Source organism: Mucilaginibacter rigui (assembly GCF_014773275.1).
Lineage (GTDB): Bacteria > Bacteroidota > Bacteroidia > Sphingobacteriales > Sphingobacteriaceae > Mucilaginibacter > Mucilaginibacter rigui_A.
In genome coordinates, this window is the sequence record NZ_JACWMW010000001.1 from 486,886 (window position 1) to 506,578 (window position 19,693).

General features: G+C 44.6%; 24 protein-coding genes. 13 read left to right on the forward strand and 11 right to left on the reverse strand.

Translation table 11 applies throughout. The features are described 5' to 3' along the window. The first annotated feature begins 25 nt into the window (after positions 1 to 25). Positions 26 to 820 carry an N-acetylmuramoyl-L-alanine amidase family protein gene (locus IDJ75_RS02245; protein WP_191173986.1) on the forward strand — a complete coding sequence of 265 codons (795 nt, stop codon included), beginning with the start codon at positions 26 to 28 and terminating at the stop codon, positions 818 to 820. A gap of 79 nt (positions 821 to 899) precedes the next feature. Then, positions 900 to 2,003: a Gfo/Idh/MocA family oxidoreductase gene (locus IDJ75_RS02250; protein ID WP_191173987.1), complete on the forward strand. Its 1,104-nt coding sequence runs from the start codon at positions 900 to 902 to the stop codon at positions 2,001 to 2,003. A 530-nt stretch (positions 2,004 to 2,533) separates the two neighbouring features. On the opposite strand, the gene IDJ75_RS21275 is transcribed toward IDJ75_RS02250, so the two are convergent. Next, positions 2,534 to 2,665: a hypothetical protein gene (locus tag IDJ75_RS21275; protein WP_262892085.1), complete on the reverse strand. Its 132-nt coding sequence runs from the start codon at positions 2,663 to 2,665 to the stop codon at positions 2,534 to 2,536. A gap of 18 nt (positions 2,666 to 2,683) precedes the next feature. Between IDJ75_RS21275 and IDJ75_RS02255 the strand changes: the two genes are divergently transcribed. Next, on the forward strand, positions 2,684 to 3,472 hold the full coding sequence (locus IDJ75_RS02255; RefSeq protein ID WP_191173988.1) for an alpha/beta fold hydrolase: 789 nt from the start codon (positions 2,684 to 2,686) through the stop codon (positions 3,470 to 3,472). A 299-nt stretch (positions 3,473 to 3,771) separates the two neighbouring features. Beyond that, entirely contained in the window at positions 3,772 to 4,347 is a 576-nt protein-coding gene (locus tag IDJ75_RS02260; protein ID WP_191173989.1) for a YceI family protein, read from the forward strand. Positions 4,348 to 4,407: 60 nt separating this feature from the next. Here IDJ75_RS02260 and IDJ75_RS02265 read toward each other — a convergent pair whose 3' ends face one another. After that, positions 4,408 to 4,869 carry a DUF2147 domain-containing protein gene (locus tag IDJ75_RS02265; protein WP_191173990.1) on the reverse strand — a complete coding sequence of 154 codons (462 nt, stop codon included), beginning with the start codon at positions 4,867 to 4,869 and terminating at the stop codon, positions 4,408 to 4,410. A gap of 81 nt (positions 4,870 to 4,950) precedes the next feature. Further along, the gene (locus IDJ75_RS02270; RefSeq protein ID WP_191173991.1) at positions 4,951 to 5,418 is read right to left on the reverse strand and encodes a DUF2147 domain-containing protein; all 468 of its coding nucleotides are present in this window, start codon (positions 5,416 to 5,418) and stop codon (positions 4,951 to 4,953) included. A 137-nt stretch (positions 5,419 to 5,555) separates the two neighbouring features. Between IDJ75_RS02270 and IDJ75_RS02275 the strand changes: the two genes are divergently transcribed. From IDJ75_RS02275 to IDJ75_RS02290, 4 genes are all read left to right on the forward strand, one after another. After that, a complete protein-coding gene (locus IDJ75_RS02275) occupies positions 5,556 to 6,275 on the forward strand; it encodes a hypothetical protein (RefSeq protein ID WP_191173992.1) in 720 nt (239 codons plus the stop codon). Between the two features lie 102 nt (positions 6,276 to 6,377). Continuing rightward, positions 6,378 to 8,774 (forward strand): glycoside hydrolase family 3 C-terminal domain-containing protein, encoded by a 2,397-nt coding sequence (locus IDJ75_RS02280; protein ID WP_191173993.1) that lies wholly within the window; start codon positions 6,378 to 6,380, stop codon positions 8,772 to 8,774. A 59-nt stretch (positions 8,775 to 8,833) separates the two neighbouring features. Next, the gene (locus IDJ75_RS02285) at positions 8,834 to 9,340 is read left to right on the forward strand and encodes a GNAT family N-acetyltransferase (RefSeq protein WP_224746452.1); all 507 of its coding nucleotides are present in this window, start codon (positions 8,834 to 8,836) and stop codon (positions 9,338 to 9,340) included. A gap of 206 nt (positions 9,341 to 9,546) precedes the next feature. Then, complete coding sequence (locus IDJ75_RS02290) at positions 9,547 to 10,749, forward strand: ROK family protein (RefSeq protein WP_191173994.1); 1,203 nt, start codon at positions 9,547 to 9,549, stop codon at positions 10,747 to 10,749. Positions 10,750 to 10,923: 174 nt separating this feature from the next. On the opposite strand, the gene IDJ75_RS02295 is transcribed toward IDJ75_RS02290, so the two are convergent. From IDJ75_RS02295 to IDJ75_RS02320, 6 genes are all read right to left on the reverse strand, one after another. Next, entirely contained in the window at positions 10,924 to 11,721 is a 798-nt protein-coding gene (locus tag IDJ75_RS02295) for an alpha/beta hydrolase (protein WP_191173995.1), read from the reverse strand. A 105-nt stretch (positions 11,722 to 11,826) separates the two neighbouring features. Continuing rightward, positions 11,827 to 12,486, reverse strand: a complete 660-nt coding sequence (locus IDJ75_RS02300; RefSeq protein WP_191173996.1) for an MBL fold metallo-hydrolase — start codon at positions 12,484 to 12,486, stop codon at positions 11,827 to 11,829. 51 nt (positions 12,487 to 12,537) lie between these two features. Continuing rightward, a complete protein-coding gene (locus IDJ75_RS02305) occupies positions 12,538 to 13,182 on the reverse strand; it encodes an HAD family hydrolase (RefSeq protein ID WP_191173997.1) in 645 nt (214 codons plus the stop codon). Positions 13,183 to 13,318: 136 nt separating this feature from the next. Then, positions 13,319 to 13,471 carry a hypothetical protein gene (locus IDJ75_RS02310; protein ID WP_191173998.1) on the reverse strand — a complete coding sequence of 51 codons (153 nt, stop codon included), beginning with the start codon at positions 13,469 to 13,471 and terminating at the stop codon, positions 13,319 to 13,321. 306 nt (positions 13,472 to 13,777) lie between these two features. Further along, a complete protein-coding gene (locus IDJ75_RS02315) occupies positions 13,778 to 13,981 on the reverse strand; it encodes a hypothetical protein (RefSeq protein WP_191173999.1) in 204 nt (67 codons plus the stop codon). A 76-nt stretch (positions 13,982 to 14,057) separates the two neighbouring features. Continuing rightward, positions 14,058 to 14,540 (reverse strand): VOC family protein, encoded by a 483-nt coding sequence (locus tag IDJ75_RS02320; protein WP_191174000.1) that lies wholly within the window; start codon positions 14,538 to 14,540, stop codon positions 14,058 to 14,060. Between the two features lie 297 nt (positions 14,541 to 14,837). Here IDJ75_RS02320 and IDJ75_RS02325 point away from each other — a divergent pair, with 297 nt between their 5' ends. Further along, positions 14,838 to 15,011, forward strand: a complete 174-nt coding sequence (locus tag IDJ75_RS02325; protein WP_191174001.1) for a hypothetical protein — start codon at positions 14,838 to 14,840, stop codon at positions 15,009 to 15,011. Positions 15,012 to 15,047: 36 nt separating this feature from the next. Beyond that, entirely contained in the window at positions 15,048 to 15,305 is a 258-nt protein-coding gene (locus tag IDJ75_RS02330; RefSeq protein WP_191174002.1) for a hypothetical protein, read from the forward strand. A gap of 49 nt (positions 15,306 to 15,354) precedes the next feature. Here the strand turns inward: IDJ75_RS02330 and IDJ75_RS02335 are convergent, their stop codons facing one another. Beyond that, positions 15,355 to 16,182: a glycoside hydrolase family 16 protein gene (locus IDJ75_RS02335; protein WP_191174003.1), complete on the reverse strand. Its 828-nt coding sequence runs from the start codon at positions 16,180 to 16,182 to the stop codon at positions 15,355 to 15,357. Positions 16,183 to 16,327: 145 nt separating this feature from the next. Between IDJ75_RS02335 and IDJ75_RS02340 the strand changes: the two genes are divergently transcribed. Beyond that, positions 16,328 to 17,557: a metallophosphoesterase gene (locus IDJ75_RS02340; RefSeq protein WP_224746453.1), complete on the forward strand. Its 1,230-nt coding sequence runs from the start codon at positions 16,328 to 16,330 to the stop codon at positions 17,555 to 17,557. A 68-nt stretch (positions 17,558 to 17,625) separates the two neighbouring features. Here IDJ75_RS02340 and IDJ75_RS02345 read toward each other — a convergent pair whose 3' ends face one another. Further along, entirely contained in the window at positions 17,626 to 18,639 is a 1,014-nt protein-coding gene (locus IDJ75_RS02345) for an ABC transporter ATP-binding protein (RefSeq protein WP_191174005.1), read from the reverse strand. 201 nt (positions 18,640 to 18,840) lie between these two features. Between IDJ75_RS02345 and IDJ75_RS02350 the strand changes: the two genes are divergently transcribed. After that, complete coding sequence (locus IDJ75_RS02350) at positions 18,841 to 19,053, forward strand: hypothetical protein (protein WP_191174006.1); 213 nt, start codon at positions 18,841 to 18,843, stop codon at positions 19,051 to 19,053. A gap of 21 nt (positions 19,054 to 19,074) precedes the next feature. Next, positions 19,075 to 19,629: a YdeI/OmpD-associated family protein gene (locus tag IDJ75_RS02355; RefSeq protein WP_191174007.1), complete on the forward strand. Its 555-nt coding sequence runs from the start codon at positions 19,075 to 19,077 to the stop codon at positions 19,627 to 19,629. Positions 19,630 to 19,693: the final 64 nt, after the last annotated feature.

Sequence of the window (19,693 nt, forward strand, 5' to 3'; positions counted from 1 at the left end):
ATAACAATCCGCCTACCTTTGTGCCATGTTATCCGGGCACTATAAAACTACCTTATACTACGCTGTTTTTTTACTACTGATGCTGGCCGCTTTACCGGCACTATCACAAACAGCGCAATCCTTTAAGTTTAAAACCATCGTTATTGATCCGGGCCATGGTGGTAAAGACCCCGGCGCACATGGGGCCTACTCTAACGAGAAAACCATAGCCCTGAGCATTGGCAAAAAGCTGAAAGAAGCTATAAACAACGAGATAAGCGGTGTTGATGTGATCATGACACGCAGCACCGATAAGTTTATTGAGTTGCATAAACGTGCTGCCATTGCCAACGATAATAAGGCTAACCTGTTTATATCCATCCACTGCAACTCATCGCCGGGCCGCGTTGGAAAGGGCAGGGGAGTGCTGCTTTTGGTATACGGTTTCCACCGCAAAGGCGAGCAACTGGAAGCCCTGCGCGAGAATGCCTCTATTTTTATTGAGAAGGATTATAAGAAAAAATACAACGGCTATGGCGAAGACGCCGCCGTAAACGAAATTGTGCTGGCTGCTTTTCAACAGCGGTACCGTAAACAAAGCATCCATTTTGGCAACCTGTTGAATGAGCAGTTTAAAGAAAAAGATGGCCGCAAAAGCCTGGGTGTGCGCGAGCAGGGCGTACTGGTGCTGCAGCAAAGCGGTATGCCGGGCCTGCTCATAGAAACGGGCTTTATCAATAACCCGGCCGACGAGAAATACCTTAACTCATCAGAAGGGCAAAATGATATTGTACGCTCTATCATCATAGCCATAAAAAAATATAAGGGAGGGCTTGAATAAATTAGCTGCTGTTTTACGGCTGATATAATTACGGGTACAAAATTTGCGCGTATATTTAAATACACCTAAATATACCGCCATGAAACCTATTGTTAAAATATCCCGCAGAAATTTTATACGCACAGGTTCAATAGCCGCAGGTGCGCTGATGCTTGGCCCTGCCTTGTCGCAATTGGCTTTGGCCAAACCGGGCAAGCGCCTTGGGGTTGCATTGGTTGGCTTGGGCAGCTATGCCGGCGGGCAACTGGCGCCTGCATTGCAGCATACCAAAAACTGTTATCTGGCAGGCATCGTTACCGGCACACCCGCTAAGGCTGCCACCTGGGCTAAAAAGTATAACATCGCCTCAAAAAACATATACAACTACCAAAATTTTGACGAGATAGCGAATAACCCCGATATAGATATTGTGTACGTGGTGCTGCCGGTATCGATGCATAAAGAGTATACTATCCGTGCCGCGCAGGCCGGCAAGCACGTTATTTGCGAAAAGCCAATGGCGCTAAACGCTGCTGAGTGCCGCGACATGATAGCCGCCTGTAAAAAGGCTAACAGACTGCTATCCATAGGTTACCGCCTGCACTTTGAGCCGCATACCCGCGAGGTTATGCGCCTTGGGCAGAAACAGGTTTTTGGCAAAGTAACTGAAATTGATACCGCTAACGGTTTTACCTACAACGGCGACCCCAACGCATGGCGCTTAAAAAAAGCCATGGCTGGTGGCGGAGGTTTAATGGATATGGGTATTTACGCCATACAGGGCAGCCGATACACGTTGGGGCAAGAACCAATAGCTGTTAAAGCCCGGCAGGAGAAAACCCGGCCACAACTGTTTAAAGATGTGGACGAAACCGTTTTTTGGGAGCTGAAGTTCCCGGGCGGGCAAAAGGTTACCGGTAAAAGCAGTTACAACCACGATTGGAGCTACCTGCGCGCCCGGGCCGAAAAAGGCACTTTTGAATTGCAGCCTGCTTATGGTTATGACGGGTTGGATGGTAAAATAAACGGAAAGCCAATGCAGATCCCCAACATTATACAACAGGCTGCGCAAATGGATGATTTTGCCACTTGTGTTACCCTTAAAAAACAGAGCCGTGTACCCGGCGAGGAAGGGTTGAAGGATATGAAAGTGGTTGATGCCATTTACAGGAGTTTGGATAGTGGTAAGTGGGAGAATATTTAATTTTACTCAATACGTTATTTATTTTACCGCGTCATCGCGAAGTTTCCTCCCGCGTAATTGCGAGGTACGAAGCAATCTCCCAGTAGTTAGTACTGCGTTAGGAATGGGTTGTGAGTGTACGGCGAGCCTGTGGATGTTACTTTCTTTTCTCTCAAAAGAAAATAACCAAAGAAAAGTCGCGGCTTGGTAACGCACTGGTGAGGGAGTGCTTTAGCAGGTGCGGTGCTGGCGTGCGTTACGCTATGCCGCATATGGCGGTACCGTTGGGCTGGTACTGCAATCAGTTGGCTAAAGCCAAGGTTAATTAGATATGCATGGTGCCGAACGCGGGTAAAGGCCTGGCAGAAAAGCGGGCCAAAAGGTAAAGGCCTGTGCGGGGAAGCTTTTTTCTGCCTTGATCTTTGCTTCTTTCTATCAAGAGAAAGAAGTAGCCTCCGCGGCAATGAGCGGCGAATGATGATAGTGGTTTACTTAGCATGAGAGATGCTGATCCGTTGGCCAGCGTACAGGATAATTGTATAGTTTATTACCTATGCTAAGGATATTGCTTCGTACCTTGCAAACACGCGCGGGAAAAAGTAGAAAGAAAAATCCTTCCCCATCATAAAAAAACGCTCCATCCCGGTTATATTTACCACATCAATACCATCCAGTACATGCACCTAAAACGAATTTTATTAATGGCCCTGATACCCCAACTATTATCAGTGTTTAGCTTTGCGCAAAAAATACCTTATGGCAAAAACCAGGCTGTGGGTAAGTATTACGATATACGCGGTATAAAACTTTATGTAGAAGAATACGGCCACGGCGAACCGTTACTGATGATACACGGTAACGGCGGTGATATGAGTGCCTTTAGCGAAAACGTACCATACTTTTCAAAAAAGTACCGGGTAATACTGGTTGATAGCCGTTCGCAGGGGAAATCAGTTGATACTAACCCCGCCATTACCTTCGAGCAGATGGCTGATGATTTTGCAGCCCTTTTGGATGCTATGCATATACCCAGGGCTTATGTGCTGGGCTGGAGCGACGGCGGTATCAACGCTATATTAATGGCTATCCGCCATCCCGGTAAGGTACTCAAGTTTGCATCAACAGGGGCCAATATAACACCCGATGCATCCAGTTTTGCAGACCCGGCAGGCTGGGCAAACTCGAAAAAATACTACGAGCAAAACAAGAACAAAAAATGGCGCACCGCGGCCGAGAAAAACGCCTGGAAAATGTTTATGCTTGATTGGGAGCAGCCTAATATTAAACTAACCGAGTTGCATAAAATTAAATGCCCGGCATATATCATAGCCGGCGAGCATGATGTTATTGCCGATAAACATACCCGCCTTATACAGGCAAATATCCCCGGCAGTAAGCTGTGGATAGTAAAAGGATCGGGCCATGGTACGCTGATAGAAAAGGCTGCAGAGTTCAACAAGAGGGTAGATGCTTTCTTTGAAGGTAAGTAGTCCATCTGGGTTATTAGGCAGTTCAATTCCCTCTTTGGAAAGGGGCGTGTATTGGCAGAGAGGCGTTATACACGATGCGCGTTGCATAAACCCCTCCCTACACCCTCCCGTTGGGAGGGAATCGCACTGCCCATGCTGTGTAGTTGAATTCCTTTCCTTCCCGAGGTTATAACATTTGAATAGAAGAAGCTATTTGTCATGGTTTTTTCAAAAGATGTTTAAACATCTTTTTTATTTACTACATATCAAACCTTTATTTACCTTTGGGCATACAAAAATATTAAACTGAATAAGTAAAAATGAAAAAAATCTTAACCTTAGCTGCAGCAGCATTATTTATGCAAACGGCTGTATTTGCACAAAGCACCTGGAAAGCTGATAAAGCACACTCACATGTAAAATTTACCATCACTCACTTAGCCGTGTCTGACGTTGATGGAACTTTTAAAGATTTTGATGCATCAATAGTAGCTGCAAAGCCTGATTTTAGCGACGCTAAATACACGTTTACTGCTAACACTGCATCGGTTAATACTGATAATGATAACCGCGATGGCCACTTAAAGTCGGCCGACTTTTTTGATGTTGCTAAATTCCCAACCTTAACTTTTGAAAGCACAAGCGTTAAAGCAGCAGGTACAAACAAATATAAAGTAACAGGTAACTTAACTTTACATGGTGTTACCAAACCGGTTACATTAGATGTTGTTTACCGTGGTACTATTACCAACCCAATGACCAAAGGCCCTGATGCCGGTTTCAAAATTACCGGTACCATCAAACGTTCTGATTTTGGCTTTGGCAGCAAATATGGCGCGCCAATGTTAAGCGACGAAGTTGAACTTAATGCCAGCGGCGAATTTTTGAAACAATAATAGTTTTTCAAATATAAATGCAGAGAAGGCGGCCCTTGTAATAGGGGCCGCTTTTTTTACTTACAGGCTAATCCGTTTAAACGTAAGGGTACGGCCAATAAACTTAAAGTGCCAGTAGCCTTTTACTTTCAACAGGCCATCCTTATCTATATAAGCCGATGAGTTCCATAGTCGGCCATGTTTGGCATCGTATATCATACCATCCTCCCAGGTATTGGTAGCAGGGTTGTAGCTAAGTTTTTCAAGCACGTTCATGCCTAATATTTTTCGGCTGCGCAGCGCCGGATTGGGGTTCTTATCATCTGTCCAGTAATCAAGCGGTTTGCTGTCGTCCCTGGCATCAAACCAAACAATTTTTGCTTTAAACTCACCCTCTTCACGATAAACCTGTATCACCAGGTTTTTTTCATCACATTCCCATTTACCACAAACCTTATCGGCAGCGCCCAAAGTTGTTGTATGATAGTTGGGACTACCATACAGCATAATCATCAAAAAGCTACATAAAAAATGCTTTGTCATATAATTGCCATGGGTATAGCAATATACGCAATACCAATGCCAACTATTTATATTTTATATAAGGTGCGAGGTTGTGGCGTATTAAACCCGCTTAAAAGTCATGGTTTTACCAAATAGCTTCATTTTCCAATAGCCTTTTACTTTAAGCAGGCCGCTTTTATCCAGGTAAGCTGCTGCGCTCCAGTATTTTCCGCTTTGCACTTCATAGATCTTGCCACCCTCCCACGTGTCTGCTTTTGGGCTGTACACCAGGTTTTCCACCACATCAAGCCCGAGTACTTTGCGGTTACGCAGGGCAGGGTCGGGGTTTTTAACGTCAGTAATGGTTTCCATGGGTTTGGCTTTGGTGACACCGCCGGTAAACCATATTATTTTTGCTTTAAATGTGTTTTTGTAAGGATACACTTCTACCACCAGGTTTTTCTCGGTAGATGCCCATTTGCCGCAAATGCGGTTGGCTTTAGCGCCGGCGTCATCATCGGGCGGGCCAGCTTTAGCGGTAGTAAAAAAACAAAGTACGATCAGTAAAAAAGTATATAAATAACGCATACCGGGGAATGGATAACACTGCTTTAGCCACAGCTAAAAACATTAACGCATAAATACGTAATTGTTTGTGGTAAGTATAAAATTATTGAAGCGGTTATCTGAAATTCTTTTTATATTTTTAGGGCTTAAACCTTATTATGAATAAATTTTCTACACTGCTGTTAATTGTACTTTCTGCTTTATGTTTTCAATCTTGTAAAAAAGATGCTCCTTCTAAGACCAATGACAATCCAGATCCCAATGCTATTTACCTCGTAAATCAAATTACACTTTCTAAATATGGGTATACTGAAGTGTATGCTTTATCTTATGACAATAAAAACAGGCTTATAGAATGTAAATATAAAGAGGACCTCCGCAGGCTGGTTTGGGATAGATATGAATATACCTACGATAATGCTAACAGAATGATAAAGAGAGAGTATTATGACGGAAATGACAAATTGATTAATACAGTTAATTATCAATATACATCAGCCGAAGCGCCGAAAATAGGGTTTGTTGCTGTAAATGATAAAGGTCAAATAACAGGAATAGGAACAGATTACCTTGTAAAATATGATGCACAAGGGCATATATTATTTTACGGTTCGAGCAGTCTGTATCAACCAGGGGAGGATCACGGGTTAGTTTATGATGATAAAAATAATCCTTTTAAAAATATTGTAGGCGTGAATAGTCATTTTAATAATGAGATTCGTGCGTTTCCTGCTATTACTACCAATAATCTCTTAAATACTTTTGATTACGGATTGTGGAGCTTTATTTATAATAAAGCTAATTATCCAACAAAAGCAAGTTACACTAACAGGGACGGGATTGAATATATAATAACTTACGAATACACTATCAAATAAACTCAACGAAAACGTAATAGTTAATTCCTTAGTCCTAAAAGTGGCATCTGCCCGGTACTTTTATATATTTGAGATGTAAACCAATATACATATCTCACCTGTATGAAAAAACTGCCACTGCTGCTCCCTTTGCTTGGGCTTGCTTTATCTGCATCCGCGCAGCAAAAAAATATATACCATAAGGGCTGGGTCGATTTTAACAAGAACGGCCGTATGGATGTTTTTGAAGACCCCTCTCAAAACATTGAAAAACGCATTGCCGACCTGCTAAGCCAGATGACCGTTGAGGAAAAAACCTGCCAGATGGCTACCCTATACGGTTATAAACGTGTGCTGAAAGACGAAATGCCCGTACCCAACTGGAAGAACGAGATCTGGAAGGATGGTATTGCCAATATTGATGAAGAGCTTAATAACCTTACCTCGCATACCGATGATGCGCCTACCCAATATTCATACCCCTTCAGCAAACACGCGTCGGCTATCAATACCATCCAAAAGTGGTTTGTTGAAGAAACCCGCATGGGGATCCCTGTTGATTTTACCAACGAGGGTATCCACGGCTTAAACCATGATCGTGCCACCCCGCTGCTGGCCCCAATAGGCATTGGCAGTACCTGGGACAAGCAACTGGTGCGCCAGGCAGGCCAAACCGTTGGCCGCGAAGCAAAAGCCCTGGGCTATACCAACGTTTACGCGCCGATACTTGACCCCGCCCGCGACCAGCGCTGGGGCCGTGTAGTTGAATGTTACGGCGAAAACCCTTTCCATATTGCCGAAATGGGCAAGCAGATGGTGTTGGGAATCCAGGAAGAGGGCGTGGCATCAACGCTGAAACACTTTGCCGTGTACAGCGTGCCCAAAGGTGGCCGCGATGGCAGCGCCCGTACCGATCCGCATGTGGCACCGCGCGAGATGCACCAGGTTTACCTGTACCCGTTTCGCAGAGTGATACAGGAAGCGCACCCCATGGGCGTAATGAGCAGCTATAACGATTATGATGGTGTGCCCATTACCGGCAGTTATTATTTCCTCACCGAGTTGCTTCGCCAGAAGTTTGGTTTCCAGGGGTATGTGGTGAGCGATAGTGAAGCAGTGGAGTTTTTATACTCCAAACATAAAGTAGCTGCGGATTACAAAGAGGCCGTACGCCAGGCGGTAGAGGCAGGGCTGAACGTGCGCACAAATTTTACCATGCCGCAAACCTTTATACTTCCCCTGCGCGAACTGATCAAAGAGAACCGTATCTCGATGAAGGTGATAGATTCGCGCGTGGCAGATGTGTTGAGGGTGAAATTCCGGTTGGGTTTGTTTGATAGCCCGTACGTGAAAGACCCCAAAGCGGCCGATAAACTGGTACACACTGCTGCTGATGAGCAAATGAGCCTTAAAATGAACCGCGAGGCCATGGTGCTTTTAAAAAATGAGAATAACCTGCTGCCGCTTGCTAAAGGCAAATACAAAAACATATTGGTAACCGGCCCATTGGCTGTAGAGAGCAATTACAGCGTAAGCAGGTACGGCCCGTCGCATAACCCTATCACATCCGTGTTTGATGGTATTAAAAAGTACGTTGGCGCGGCCGGTAAAGTAAGCTATGTAAAAGGCTGTGACATGGTAGATGCCACCTGGCCCGAAAGCGAAATTATTGAAACACCGCTTACCACGGCCGAACAGGCCGGTATAGATTCGGCAGTGGCGCAGGCCAAATTATCGGATGTAATTATAGCCGTTGTAGGCGAGGATGCCGACCGTGTGGGCGAGAGCCTTTCGCGCACCGGGTTAAACCTGCCTGGCCGCCAGTTAAAGCTGATACAGGCCTTGCAGGCAACCGGTAAGCCGGTAGTTATGGTGATGATAAACGGACAGCCGCTTACCATTAACTGGGAGAACAAGTACGTGCCAGCCATACTGGAGGCCTGGTTCCCGAGCACACAAAGCGGGCGGGTAATTGCCGAAACCCTTTTTGGCGATAACAACCCCGGCGGTAAATTACCCATCACGTTCCCGAAAACAACAGGGCAGATTGAGTTTAACTTTCCGTTTAAGCCAAATTCGCAGGCGGGGCAGGGTGGTCAGAATAGCTGGGGGCATACCAGTGTAAACGGTGCGCTGTATCCGTTTGGCTATGGTTTAAGCTATTCTAAGTTTGAATACAGTAACCTGCAGGTATCGCCGGAGAAAGGACAATCGCAGGGCGATGTGACCGTTACGGTTGATGTGACCAATACCGGCCAGCGCAAAGGCGACGACGTGGTGCAGCTTTACCTGAAAGATGATGTAAGCAGTGTAACCACCTATGAATATGATCTGCGTGGCTTTGAACGCGTAAGTCTCAGCCCCGGCGAAAAGAAAACCATCACCTTTACCCTGCACCCGGATGACCTGGCCCTGCTTGATAAAAATATGAACTGGACCGTTGAGCCCGGTACCTTCCAGGTTTGGATAGGGGCATCATCGCAGGATATAAAATTGAAGAAGGGGTTTGTGGTAGAGTAATAAATTACCGCTGTTTCAAGTATACACACTTGAAGCAGCGGTATTGTATATTTGTCATTATGCCAAAACGCTTCGACTGGACACCCGCCGCTTATTCAGATAATATGGATACCATCACCATCCGACCGGCTACTTTAGCCGATATGGATACCCTGCTGCAGTTTGAGCAGGGTGTTATCGCCGCCGAACGGCCGTTCGATCCCACCCTTAAGGATGAACACATCAATTACTACAACCTGCCCGAGCTGATCACCGCCGCGCATTGCCATTTGGTGGTTGCCGAACTGGCAGGCGAACTCATTGGCAGTGGTTATGCACGTATCGAAACCTCAAAAATTTACCTGAAACACCCGCAATATGCCTACCTGGGCTTTATGTATGTATTGCCGCAATATAGGGGTAAAGGCGTAAATAAAGCGGTGATAGCCGCCCTGCAGGAATGGGCCGTTAGCCAGGGTATGAACGAGCTGCGCCTGGAGGTTTATTACCAAAACGCGCCTGCTGTTAAAGCTTACGAAAAGGTAGGCTTTATAAGCCATATGATCGCTATGCGCAAAGGGGTATAATCTTACCTTATCCTTTCAAAATAATAGCGGACTTTAAAAAGCTTTAATTGTTGTATTTGCTTTATTTGCAGCATAATTGATACTAAAAGTAAGGTAAGTGTATGCTTTTATTTTAAAAAGTTTGTAAACTTATTGTTGTGCTGGCTTAAATTATTAAATTTATGCAGTAATTTTGGCCGAAACTATTTAAAGCAGATATCAACCTAATGGAAATAAAAAGCAATGGTGTAAAAAGCGGCTGGCTAAAAAATATGATCGTTAAACGGTTATATTTTGATAAAGCCATGTCGTGCGCGGGGTTAAGCCAGCTTTTTGATAAGAGCATCCCATCAATAGCAAAAGCTATAAACGAACTGATAAAAGAAGGTTTTGTGATTGAGCAGGGGTACGCCCCATCAAGCGGTGGCCGCAGGCCATTGATGTATGCCATTAATACCAACGCCATGTTTATCCTGGCAGTTGCTATGGATCAGCTCTCGGCCCGCATCCAACTGATTGATTTGAACAATAACCCTGTCGCCGAAATGGCCACTGTTGAGTTAAAGCTTCATAATAATGAACATGCGCTTCCGCAATTGATAGGCCATTTGAACAACTACGTGGAAGAAAGCGGTATCGCTAAAAAGAAAATTGCCGGTATTGGCATTGGTATGCCGGGTTTTATCAACGCGGTTGAAGGTATTAACTACACCTACCTTGATGCCGGCGGCGAAAGCCTGAGCAAGTATATTGCTAAGGAAACGGGTATTACCACCTATATAGATAACGACTCCAGCCTGATAGCCCTTGCCGAACAAAAGTTTGGTATTGCGCGTGCTGCGCAGGAGGTAATGGTAATAAACCTGGGCTGGGGTATAGGCCTCGGCATGATCATAGATGGTAAGATATTCCGCGGGTACAACGGTTTCGCGGGCGAATTAAGCCACATCCCATTGTCAGACAATGGGGCGCTTTGCGTATGCGGCAAACGCGGCTGTTTAGAGGCCGAAGCATCAATGCTGGTAGTAGCCGAAAAGGCCGAAGAAGGTATAAAGAACGGTAGGGTAACCAGCCTTAAACCACATAACGGGCAATCAAAATTAATGGGTGAGGATTTGATGGAAGCCGCAAACCAGGGCGACCAGTTTGCCATTGAGCTGCTTACCGATGCGGGGTATAAAATTGGTAAAGCGCTGGCCATCCTTATCCACATTATGAACCCGGCAAACATTGTATTGAGCGGCCGCGGGGCTAAAGTTGGCAAAATACTAATGGCCCCTATACAACAGGCGCTGCATAAATATTGTATCCCGCGTTTATCGTCGGGTACCGAATTATTGATCTCATCACTTGGTTTTGACGCCGAATTGATTGGCGCAGCTGTATTGGTGATGGAAAACTTTGATAAGGAAGAACGGGCGGTGAAGTAATAACCAGCCCTGGGCAAATAAAGTAATCTTGTTAGATTCACAGGTAGCGAACTTTGCAAATCGAACGAGATTCCTCCTCGTACCTCGTTCGGAATGACAGTGGTGTAAATACAAAAAAACTCCCATGCGCCACACACCGGCACATAGGAGTTCCATCACCCTGCTTAAAATAACTTAATTGCTTTCCTGTTTGACGTGGTATTTTACCACCTCGTGTTCCTGTAGCCAGTCGGCTATATAACCGGCAACTTCCTGCCAGCCTTCCTGCCCGCAAATCCAGTGGCCACGGTTGGTAAATTCTTTATAGTCGGATATGCTTACATCGTCGGTATAAGCCCCGGCATTGCTTTTACAAAGTTCGGCAGGTATTATCTCATCCTCTTCGCCGCCAATAAACAATAAGGGCGAGTGTGGCATTTCGGTATCAATTTTGCCGTCGTCGCCCATGCAATCGCGTAGTACGTTACGGCTATCGTGTGTAGCGGTTTCTTCAAATGCTGCTTTACTATCTTCCATGCTCATGGTATTGCAAAAAGATTCATGAAAACTCTCCGGATCGGTATAAAAAGGTTCGTTTCCTTTAAAAGGGTTAGAGATAAGCGCGCTGTTTTTCATAAAACCCCAGTCGAAAGCCAGCATGGCATTTGGCGCTACCGAATTAATAGCAACCCCCAGGTCGGCAAGGCCCTTGGCAACCATCAGCTGCACAATTAAACCGCCAACCGAATGGCCTATTAATATAGGCGGGGCATCCTGCACACGTATCAGGGCTTCTATATTATCAACAATAGCATTCAGGTGCAAATCGCCGAGCCCTTCGGGGGGGTAATCACGCAGGTCCTGCGGTTCGCCTTCGTGTTTTGGCCAGGCCGGGGCAATGCAATTATAACCCCTGTCGGTAAAAAAGGCTATCCAGTTATCCCAGCTTTTGGGGTTTTGGAACATGCCGTGAATAAAGATAATAGTTTTCATAAAGTAGCTTAGTTTGTGCTAAACTACCCAAAAACATACCAAAAGTTTAATTTTTTACCCAGAAAGAAATAATTTGATACCCCTTCAGGTTGATTGAGCTGATTATTAAATAGTTAAGCTATCTCCAATCTTGTACACTTCGTGAAATTTTATACCTGCCTTTTCAAAATGCCGGCTATAGTTTTTGTAGCGTTGCTCTATAAAAAAGTCTTTTGCGTAGCCATCATGTACAGGAAGGATCCGTTTTGGCCTAACCCTGTCGGCAAAACCGGCAATACGCAATTCATTGGCAAAAGGGGCCATGGTTACCATTATCAGCAATTCAATACCAGTGTATTCGGTAAGCCGGGTTTCCATAGAATCAACGGGATGCAGTATCTTGTCGTTTATTAAAAAACAGGTCATTTGCGGGGTGGGGTTGTCAAGCAAAGGCTCGTGTTGTACCGGGAAGGCATCCAGTTTAAACGGGCCTATGTTATAGGTGCCCTGCTCAATCAGGCTATAGGTTAAACCTTCTTTGGCAATAGTTTCGCCAACCTGGGTGTTGGTGTAAACTGTGGCTTTACTCAGGTCAACTATCTTTTTTAAGTTTTCGATGTCCAGGTGGTCCGGGTGGATATGGGTAATAATAATGCTATCCACATCTGCAAACATTTGCGGTGTTACCCGCCCTTCGGCAAAGCTGAATTTGCCGGGGTCGAACAAAAGCTTATACCCGTCTTGCTCAAAAACAAGGCACGAGTGCAGGTATTTAGTGATTTTCATAAAGCGATAGTTTGTACCTGGTAAACTTACCGTTTATAAAAAAAGTTTTCCTTAAAGCAGTTGTTTTAATTCGTCAAAGTTGTTGATGGTGGCAAGCTGCCCGCTCTCTACCTGCCCAAAACCGTATGCCGCAAAAATAAATGGTACGCCCGCTTTGGTTGCCGAGTCGTAATCGCCGGTGGTGTCGCCTACGTAAACGGGGTTTTGAAGGTTATGGTCGTTCACAATATCGCGGATGTTATCGGCCTTTGGGTTGCCTTTTGTGCCGTAACATTGGTGTGCCAAAAAATGGTGGTGCATATTGTGCAGGTCTAAAAATAGTTCGATATAGCCGCTTTGGCAGTTGCTTACTATGTAAAGCCTGTAGTTTTTGCCCAGGTAAGTAAGTGTATCAGCAAGGTTAGGGTATAGGGTACCACCTTGCTTGTGCAGTATATCCAGTTCGGCAACCGAGCATAACTGCTGTACTTCGGCGCGTTGTTCGGTGCTTAAAGATGGGAACAGTTTTTCGAAGATCTTGTCGTAGGTCATCCCTGTGATAGAGCGCACGCGTTCGCGGGTCATTACCTCATGGCTCATGTAGGGCGCTTTATCAAGCGCGGTTTGCCAGGCTTTGGCAATGGTTTCGGTACTGTCCCAAAGGGTGCCGTCAAGGTCAAATATTATACTGTCGAATTTATCTTTTAAGCTATCCATTGCTGCGTTTTGTGCCGCAAAAGTAGCAGTTTATTTTAAGTCGGAAAGTCCGAAATAGTAAGGGGTTGAAAGTAGGGGAAATATACACTTCATACTTCAGTAGTTTACCCTCTTGCCCATTTTAGGGCTATTATACTTAATAGCCCGGAAAACGGCCAAAAGAAAATAAGATGGTTAATGCCGGTATAGCGATTAAAATAAATACGCGGGCCTGCTCCACTTTGTCAGAATCACCTTTAACAATTACGTGGTTAATATCGGTTATGATGGTGTTGATGAAGTTTTTCATGGTAAACATATTAATTGTGATTTATTGCCTATGTGACCATACGGAATTTGAAAGGTTTAATGAATAGGTAATTGTAAAACAGATGTTACTGATGATTAGCCTGGTATTTACTCACCCGGTCATTGCTTCGCTCCACCACCTTGTCTTCGCTGCGCGGAAAGAGGGCTTTGATTTTTTCTCACCTTTTTTGCGAAGCAGAGAGGGGCGACCAGCGTAGCGTAGTCGGGATGAGTAAACTATTTGTTTGCAAGGTTAGCGCTGGTGTGGTGAGTATAAGTCTTCGACAAGTTTTCACGGCAATAAATACTACTCATTTTCATATAGTACCGTATTGTGGATGTTCCAGTCCTCAATATCAATTAAACCGGGTTTGGTTTGGTAATGGCTGTCATTAGCGGGGCATTTTACTACATAGCCATCATCATTAATAAGGGCAATAATAGGGCGCGCACCGCAGTACTTGCAGGGCTTACAATAAATGGATTTGGGTATATTTACATAGCCCTTCATACCTGATATATACGCAGATTTACTCCCGCTGGTTGTAGGTTTTAAAAAAAAGTTTGCCCTAAGGCAGTTCAGAAAATTACTTTGCGTCGTTTATTTCTATCCAGTAACCGTCAGGGTCCTGTATATATACCTGCGATACGCCATCTACACGGTGCTCTACCTGGCCGGTAACCCCTTTCCAGTTACTGTAAGGGATCTTTTTTTGGTTAAGCAGGGTAATAAAATTGGTAATTGAAGGTACACTAAAGCAAATATGATCGCCAATAAGCTTTTGGGCCGGCGAGCAGTCGCCCTGTATAACGTGCATAGCAATATTGGGGGCTATATTATACCAGGTATGCACTGTATCTTTAAAAGGATTGGGGATTATCTTTAAATTTAAAACAGAAGTATAAAAGTCGTTGCTTTTTTTAAGGTTTTTTGAGCAAAGCGCTACGTGATTAAAAATAGCTTTATCAGCAGTTTGTGCATTGCTTACCAGTGGAAAGCCTAATAACAGCAAAGCCACTATTTTAAATGCCCGGTTTGTGATGTTTGATACTGTTAGAAGGTTTAACATTTTTTGGGTTGTTAATGATATGTTAAATATACATGTTGCTAAATATTAAAGTAATTATTTAGCATATTTAATTTAACAAATGCGAATATACTTTTAGCCATAATACCATTTCAGTGATCCGGCAACCAATTCTATTGGTAATATGAATAAAAAAACGACCTGCCGTTAATGCCGTTTAGCATTATCTCCCCACCCCTTTGTAACGAATTAGTGATACTGACCTATGAGATTAAACTTTGCAATATAGCTGTAGTTTAACTTGTACAAACAATAATTAAGTATTAAAAACATAAAGTTATGAAAAAGGAAATAGTGAGGCTGTTAGCGTTATTAGTATTTGGCGCGGCAGTATTAACAGGGTGCTCAATAGAAAACAGGGGACACAGAGGAGGCAGATATAACCATGACCGCTATCACTACGACCGGCATGCCGACAGGGGCCATGATTCTCATTACTATAACAATCGTTAATTAACCTATAAAATTTAATTATAAATACAAAAACCCATGAAAATTATAAAAGTATTAGCAGTAGCTGTAGTTGCTATGTTTGCCTTTGAAGGCGCAAAAGCACAGGTAGTAGTAAGTGCACATATAGGTACACCACCGCCAACCCGCACAGTTGTGGTTGAGAGGCCGGTTAACCGCGTAATTGTGGTAGACAGGCACCGCCATCACCGCCCGCATTATCGGCGTACAGTAGTGGTAAGCAGGCCGGGCTACTACCGCGAGCATCGCAGGCGGGTAGTGGTTAGGCATTACTAAGCAGTATATAAATAAAAAGCCCTCCCGGTTTGCGTGGAGGGCTTTATTGCTACCTGGTAACCAGTACCCAATCTATATAATACTTTGCGTTCCCGGCTTTTATTTTATCTACAGATGCCTGCGATAAGCCATAATAGGGCTTACTTACTTTGTTTACCGAGTGCGGGAAACCGCCCCCTAAAGCAAAATTCAATATCAGGAATTTAGGCGTATCAAATGCCCATTTACCGTATTTTTCGGTCATGGCGCGGGTTACGGTGTAGGTTACTTTGCCATCTACCTTAAAAATTAAGCGGTTTTTTGTCCAGTCAACACTGTAAACATGCCACTGGCTTGCATCAGTTCCGTTAGGGAAATTTGCACGATAAACAAGCGGGGTATTGCCAAAATAGCCCGGCCCATGCAGGGCGTTGCTGGTCCAGCTGGTGTTGCCAACGGTTTCCATAATATCAATTTCGCCGCTGGCGGGCCAATTGCCTTGGCCCAATGCCCAAAATGCAGGCCAGAAACCATCGCCCCCGGTTACCTTTACCCTTGCCGCTGCGCTGCCGTAGGTAAACATCACCTTATTGCGGGTATTTACGCGCCCGCTTACAAGATCGTACTTTTTGCGTTCTTTACTGGTATGGCCGGGTTTGTAAAGTGCTTTTAATATCAATACGCCATCTTCAGTATATATAGTAGCTGCCGAATCTATATAGGCCTGCTGCTCATCATTTACGGTGTGGCCGGTTACTTCTACATTCCATTTACTGCGGTCGAGCGTTTTGGTTTTAAAATCGTCAAAAAACACCGTGTCCTTTTTGGTTTGCTGCGCAATGGCTGCAGGTGCCAAAAACAATAATAAGGCTGGCAGGGTTAATAAGCGTAATTGCATAAAAGAGCTGTAATATTTAAAAGCTAAAGTAGGTAATAACCTTTAAACCTGCGGTTTTACAATGCAATTACTTTTGCTTTTATATATTGCAGTACAAACATTTAACATAATGCACAGAGGCGGTATTTTGAAGTTCTTTTTGGTCATGTCGGCAATTACTCTATTGCTTGATTGGTATGTGTTTAACGGTTTGCGCACCCTAACTGCCGACTGGCAATCAAGGCCAATGCGGCTTTTAGTTACCTGGGGCTTTTTGGTGATATCGGTAGGGGTAACCGTAGTGTTTTTACTGGGCTTTGGCAGCTTTAGCACCGCAAAGGGTATGACACCTTTCCACGAGTGGATATTGAGCCTGTTCTTTACCTTTTTTGTAACCAAACTTTTTTTTGTTATCGTACTTTCATTAGGCGACCTCGGGCGTTTTATTTCTGGTATTGCCCATCACATATCAAACGAGCAGAAACCGGGCGAGGCCTATTTCCCCGGTCGGCGTAAATTTGTAAGTGAATTAGCTATCCTGGTGGCCGCCTTCCCGTTCACTTCGTTCTTGTATGCCATGTTTCGTGGTAAGTACGATTATAAAGTGCACCGCCAAACCCTTTATTATGATGAGTTACCCGAGGCTTTCGATGGTTTTACCATTACACAGCTTTCTGATATCCACTCCGGCAGTTTTGATAATGTAAAGGCGATGCAGCGGGGTATTGATATGGCCAAGGCCCAAAAATCGGATCTGTTTGTGTTTACCGGCGATCTGGTTAATAACGCTGCCTGGGAGATACAGCAATACATCGATCGTTTTGGGCAGATAAAAGCGCCATACGGGCAGTTCTCCATATTAGGCAATCATGATTACGGCGATTACATTCAATGGGATAGCGAGCAGGAAAAACGCGATAACCTGGCTAAGCTAAAAAAGCACCATGCCGAACTTGGTTACCGTTTATTGCTTGATGAGAATGTAGTAATTGAAAAAGGCGGGCAAAAGATAGCACTGGTAGGCGTAGAGAACTGGGGTGAAGGCTTTGTACAAAAAGGCGACCTTGACCGCGCCCTGAAAGGTGCCGACCTGAACGCTTTTAAAGTGCTGCTCTCGCACGATCCTACACACTGGGAAAAGAAGGTGCGCTACCACCCTGTTGATATACATTTAACCTTATCGGGCCATACGCATGGCGCACAGTTTGGGATTGAAGCAGCCGGTTTAAAATGGAGCCCGGTTAAATACCGCTACCTGGATTGGGCGGGCCTGGTTAACGAAAAGAACCGTTACCTGTATGTAAACCGCGGTTTTGGCTTCCTGGCGTTCTCGGGGCGTTTGGGCATCTGGCCGGAAATTACGGTGATAACGTTGAAGAAGAAACGGGCCGCATAGTGAAATTCGTTATTTAAATAACGAGCTGGAGAAATCATGTGGACTCTAAAAATCTGCTTGATCCGGGTTCAACTCAGCCACTTCCCAAACTCGTAAAACTTTTTAATGCTTATGCCCACTTTACTACCAACGGGATATTTGTAGCGGGCGAAATTGATAACACGCAGGGTTACTTCTTCACGTTCGATAATGAGTTCTTCAAAAAAGCCTTTAAAAAGCACTTGCTTAACAATCCACCTGGCACCTATAGGTAAGGGAGAAATGCTAACATGTTCGGCGTAAATAACCACTGTGCCGCGTTTTGATTTAATACCGCACACCCTGGCTTGCTCGGCGGTAAGCTCGCTGCAACTTACCAGTATTTTTGAGGTATAAAGCAGCTTTGGGTTGTGGTAAAGCTCATCGGGAGTGCCATATTCCACTATCTCGCCTTCTTTTATCACGATAAGTTCATCGGCCATAGAAAGCAGTTCGGCAGGATCATGCGATACCAGGATCACCGTAACGCCCCATTCCTTCACAATCTGGCGGATATCGTGCTGCAAACTTTCGCGATAGTTGGCATCAACCTGGTTAAAGGGCTCATCCAGCATCAGTACTTCAGGCCGGTTTATCAGGGCCCTGGCAATGGTAACGCGTTGTTTTTCGCCGCCGCTTAGTTTGCCGAAGGGGAGGTCGCGCAGTTCATATATACCCAGCAGGTGCAGGGCCTGGGTGGTTTTTTGGATCTTATAGTTAGCATCTTCGGTGGGCAGGCCGCGGCCTACATTGTCCCAAACGTTGGCGCCCATATCCATGTCGCTGTTATCCTGGCTAACCATGGTAATAACGGTATTGGCTGCGGTAAGGTGTGCAGTTCGCGTAGGCAGGGGCTGGCCGTGAAAGAACACATCGCCCGAGTCGGGTTTCATAGTGCCCGAGAGCAGTTTGAGCAGGGTGGTTTTGCCGCTGCCGCTTTCGCCAACAATGGCGGTAATTTTACCTTTTGGTATAAAAACAGTGATGTTATTAACGCCGGAAGATTTATCGCCAAAGAAGTTTTTGGTAACTGATATGGTTTCCAGTATCAGGTCGTTGTTCATTTTTGTGATCAGTATTATAAGCGCCCTAAAATACATTTTATACTAAACTGATACAGCATCAATTTGCCTGATGGGATGAAATATTTTTTTGGCAAACAGGCATGTGTATGGGCAAGCATAACACAGAGGTTTTTTTGATATGGCAAACAATTTTGCGCCAATGCGTATTTCTCTAATAAATCAATCTAATAAACCATCATCATGAATAAAACGATCGGGATTGTACTTATTATTATTGGCGCAGCAATGCTGATATGGACAGGCTTTACCTATACAAAAAAGGAAAAAATTGTAGATGCAGGCCCTATACAAATATCTGCCGACAGGCAAAAAAGCGTTAATTGGCCGCCATATCTGGGTGGGATATTGCTGGTTGGGGGCATTGTTATTGTAGCCACGGCAAAAAAATCGTAGTACTGCTGTATATTAGCAGCTATGGAGCCAACCTTTTTTGAAACACCGGCCGATTTTCGTAATTGGCTACAGGCTAACGCTGATCAAAAAACCGAGTTGCTTGTGGGTTTTTATAAAACCGGAAGCGGCAAGCCAAGTATTACCTGGCCGCAGTCGGTTGATGAAGCCCTTTGCTTTGGCTGGATAGACGGGGTGCGCAGATCATTAGGCCCCGAAAGTTACACTATCCGCTTTACACCCCGTAAGCCAACCAGTATCTGGAGTGGCATTAATATTCAAAAAGTTGCCGAGTTAACCGAAAAAGGCCTGATGCAACCCGCAGGCCTTGCCGCTTATGCCAAACGTAAGGAAGAACGATCGGCCATTTATAGCTTTGAGGTTGATGAAATGGCGTTAAAGCCTGAGTATGAAAAGCTTTTTAAAGCCAATAAAATAGCCTGGGAATTTTTTCAGAAACAAGCACCGTGGTACAAAAGAACTTCCGTACACCGCATTATGACAGCCAAGCAGGAGAAAACGCAAATAAGCCGTTTAGAGGCGTTGATTAAAGCGAGTGAAAAAGGGGAGAGAAATTAACGCGTTTTATTAATAAAACATTTCGGGTGGGCATAGGGCGATGAGAAATCTAATATGCTTTGCA

What these genes read in the sequence shown, in the direction of transcription:
- IDJ75_RS02350 (WP_191174006.1), top strand. Translation starts at nt 18,841, where the DNA reads ATGAATAAAACGATCGGGATTGTACTTATTATTATTGGCGCAGCAATG.
- IDJ75_RS02275 (WP_191173992.1), top strand. Translation starts at nt 5,556, where the DNA reads ATGAATAAATTTTCTACACTGCTGTTAATTGTACTTTCTGCTTTATGT.
- IDJ75_RS02325 (WP_191174001.1), top strand. Translation starts at nt 14,838, where the DNA reads ATGAAAAAGGAAATAGTGAGGCTGTTAGCGTTATTAGTATTTGGCGCG.
- IDJ75_RS02285 (WP_224746452.1), top strand. Translation starts at nt 8,834, where the DNA reads ATGCCAAAACGCTTCGACTGGACACCCGCCGCTTATTCAGATAATATG.
- IDJ75_RS02305 (WP_191173997.1), bottom strand. Translation starts at nt 13,182, where the DNA reads ATGGATAGCTTAAAAGATAAATTCGACAGTATAATATTTGACCTTGAC.
- IDJ75_RS02315 (WP_191173999.1), bottom strand. Translation starts at nt 13,981, where the DNA reads ATGAAGGGCTATGTAAATATACCCAAATCCATTTATTGTAAGCCCTGC.
- IDJ75_RS02320 (WP_191174000.1), bottom strand. Translation starts at nt 14,540, where the DNA reads ATGTTAAACCTTCTAACAGTATCAAACATCACAAACCGGGCATTTAAA.
- IDJ75_RS02295 (WP_191173995.1), bottom strand. Translation starts at nt 11,721, where the DNA reads ATGAAAACTATTATCTTTATTCACGGCATGTTCCAAAACCCCAAAAGC.
- IDJ75_RS02250 (WP_191173987.1), top strand. Translation starts at nt 900, where the DNA reads ATGAAACCTATTGTTAAAATATCCCGCAGAAATTTTATACGCACAGGT.
- IDJ75_RS02265 (WP_191173990.1), bottom strand. Translation starts at nt 4,869, where the DNA reads ATGACAAAGCATTTTTTATGTAGCTTTTTGATGATTATGCTGTATGGT.
- IDJ75_RS02280 (WP_191173993.1), top strand. Translation starts at nt 6,378, where the DNA reads ATGAAAAAACTGCCACTGCTGCTCCCTTTGCTTGGGCTTGCTTTATCT.
- IDJ75_RS02255 (WP_191173988.1), top strand. Translation starts at nt 2,684, where the DNA reads ATGGCCCTGATACCCCAACTATTATCAGTGTTTAGCTTTGCGCAAAAA.
- IDJ75_RS02330 (WP_191174002.1), top strand. Translation starts at nt 15,048, where the DNA reads ATGAAAATTATAAAAGTATTAGCAGTAGCTGTAGTTGCTATGTTTGCC.
- IDJ75_RS02310 (WP_191173998.1), bottom strand. Translation starts at nt 13,471, where the DNA reads ATGAAAAACTTCATCAACACCATCATAACCGATATTAACCACGTAATT.
- IDJ75_RS02335 (WP_191174003.1), bottom strand. Translation starts at nt 16,182, where the DNA reads ATGCAATTACGCTTATTAACCCTGCCAGCCTTATTATTGTTTTTGGCA.
- IDJ75_RS02340 (WP_224746453.1), top strand. Translation starts at nt 16,328, where the DNA reads ATGTCGGCAATTACTCTATTGCTTGATTGGTATGTGTTTAACGGTTTG.
- IDJ75_RS02270 (WP_191173991.1), bottom strand. Translation starts at nt 5,418, where the DNA reads ATGCGTTATTTATATACTTTTTTACTGATCGTACTTTGTTTTTTTACT.
- IDJ75_RS02245 (WP_191173986.1), top strand. Translation starts at nt 26, where the DNA reads ATGTTATCCGGGCACTATAAAACTACCTTATACTACGCTGTTTTTTTA.
- IDJ75_RS02355 (WP_191174007.1), top strand. Translation starts at nt 19,075, where the DNA reads ATGGAGCCAACCTTTTTTGAAACACCGGCCGATTTTCGTAATTGGCTA.
- IDJ75_RS02260 (WP_191173989.1), top strand. Translation starts at nt 3,772, where the DNA reads ATGAAAAAAATCTTAACCTTAGCTGCAGCAGCATTATTTATGCAAACG.
- IDJ75_RS02300 (WP_191173996.1), bottom strand. Translation starts at nt 12,486, where the DNA reads ATGAAAATCACTAAATACCTGCACTCGTGCCTTGTTTTTGAGCAAGAC.
- IDJ75_RS02345 (WP_191174005.1), bottom strand. Translation starts at nt 18,639, where the DNA reads ATGAACAACGACCTGATACTGGAAACCATATCAGTTACCAAAAACTTC.
- IDJ75_RS02290 (WP_191173994.1), top strand. Translation starts at nt 9,547, where the DNA reads ATGGAAATAAAAAGCAATGGTGTAAAAAGCGGCTGGCTAAAAAATATG.